This is a genomic window from Pseudomonas sp., from assembly GCF_049300855.1.
Taxonomy (GTDB): domain Bacteria; phylum Pseudomonadota; class Gammaproteobacteria; order Pseudomonadales; family Pseudomonadaceae; genus Aquipseudomonas.
This window is the reverse complement of the sequence record NZ_JBAQKH010000044.1, coordinates 1-1,609: the sequence shown is the minus strand read 5'-3', so window position 1 is coordinate 1,609 and position 1,609 is coordinate 1. Positions and strand designations below refer to the sequence as shown.

At 65.6% G+C, this 1,609-nt stretch carries 3 protein-coding genes; 1 reads left to right on the top strand and 2 read right to left on the bottom strand.

What is annotated here, in order from left to right; genetic code table 11:
• Positions 1-338: response regulator transcription factor (locus WA225_RS23375; RefSeq protein WP_422609822.1), on the bottom strand; the 338-nt coding region annotated here is incomplete at its 3' end.
• A 149-nt stretch (positions 339-487) separates the two neighbouring features.
• Between WA225_RS23375 and ccsB the strand changes: the two genes are divergently transcribed.
• Positions 488-1,444 (top strand): c-type cytochrome biogenesis protein CcsB, encoded by a 957-nt coding sequence (ccsB, locus tag WA225_RS23370; RefSeq protein ID WP_422609821.1) that lies wholly within the window; start codon positions 488-490, stop codon positions 1,442-1,444.
• Between the two features lie 81 nt (positions 1,445-1,525).
• Here the strand turns inward: ccsB and WA225_RS23365 are convergent.
• A partial coding sequence (locus WA225_RS23365; RefSeq protein ID WP_422609823.1) for a 30S ribosomal protein bS22 occupies positions 1,526-1,609 on the bottom strand: 84 nt, incomplete at its 5' end.

Genomic DNA, 1,609 nt, shown 5'->3' with positions numbered 1-1,609 from the left:
AAGAAGGTCTTCACCGCCTCGGCAAGCGCCGGGAGGTTGAACGGCTTGGGGAGCATGCCGTCGGCTCCGGCGAGACGGGCCGCATCTGCCTCCTCGGACAGCGCGCTGAACATGAGCACCGGGGTCTGTGCGGTCGCCGCGTTTGCTCTGATCCGCCGGCAGGCCTCGATGCCGTCGATGCCCGGCATCATGATGTCGAGGATGATCAGATCGGGGCGATCGGCCTCGGCGATCCGGACGGCCGCTTCGCCGTCGGAAACCGTCGACATCTCGTAGCCTTCGAGGTCGAGGTAGCGGGAGACGACGGACAGTACGCGCGGGTCGTCGTCGGCGAGCAATACGCGCGGCCGGGACATTGCCCCCATGGTACGGAGGCGCCGCAGAAACGGGTGGCTTGCGTCCATTCCTTTACAGCCTGGATTCGAGATGCGACTCCGGACGGCCGAGGCGCCCTCGACGCTACCGCTGGCTATACTCGCCCGCAGGCATGTCGAGCACCCCGGCGTCCCTGGTTCTCTTCGGGATCGCGGTCGGCGCATACACGCTCGCGGTGGTTGCCTTCGTGCTTCACCTGGCGTTCCGCAAACGGGTTCTTGGCGACATCGGAATGGCCCTCGTCATGGTCGGCTGGCCGCTGCATTTTGCCTCGATCTTCACCCGCGCGCTCGAGGCCGGGCACTGGCCGCTCGGCAACATGTATGAGTACTCGACCGGGATAGCGTTCGTCGTCGTCACCGTGTGCGTGGTCCTCATGGTGCGCTCGAGGATGCGCCTGATCGGGTTGCCGGCGATGATCGTCACGGTCGCACTGATGGGTGTGGCCTACATGCTCTACGTGCAGCCGGGGCAGCTGGTACCCGCGCTGCACAGCTACTGGCTGACCATCCACGTGACCTCGATGGCCACATCCTCCGCCGTGCTGAGCTTCTCGTTCTTTTTCGGGATGGCGTATCTCGCGCGACGCTGGGCTGATAACCGCCTGCTCGCGGTCGCTCCCGCGGCCGTGCCCGCAAGCGTCAGCAGCGGGGGCGTCGCGACCATGACGATGGGAGGCGGCGGCGGGTCAGGCGGCGGCTTCACCGCGACCGGCGGCAAGCACCCGGTGGCGACGTGGCTGCAGCGCGCGCTGCCGAGGGCGGCGGTGCTGGATGGCTGGAGCTACCGCTTCGTGATGATCGGCTTTCCGATCTGGACGTTCGGTGTCATCTGCGGAGCCATCTGGGGCGAACACGCCTGGGGACGCTACTGGGGATGGGATCCCAAGGAGACGTTCGCCTTCATCACCTGGGTCATCTTCGCGATCTATCTCCACGCTCGCGTGACCTACGGCTGGAAGGAGAAGCGAGCGGCGATCATCACCGTGTTCGGGTTCGCCGCGATCCTCTTCACTCTGTATGCGGTCAACCTCTGGATCGCCGGGCTGCACTCGTACGCTCGCGCCTGACGAGAAGCGATCGCGTGCACACGCACGCACATCCCGACATGCACCATCCGAGCGCGGCGAAGCGAAGCAACAGCGTCGCGACTACGCGCGGCGCGCCCACCTCGTCTTCTTCAGCATCTTCTTATGCTTGTGCTTGCGCATCTTCTTGCGCCGCTTCTTGATTAC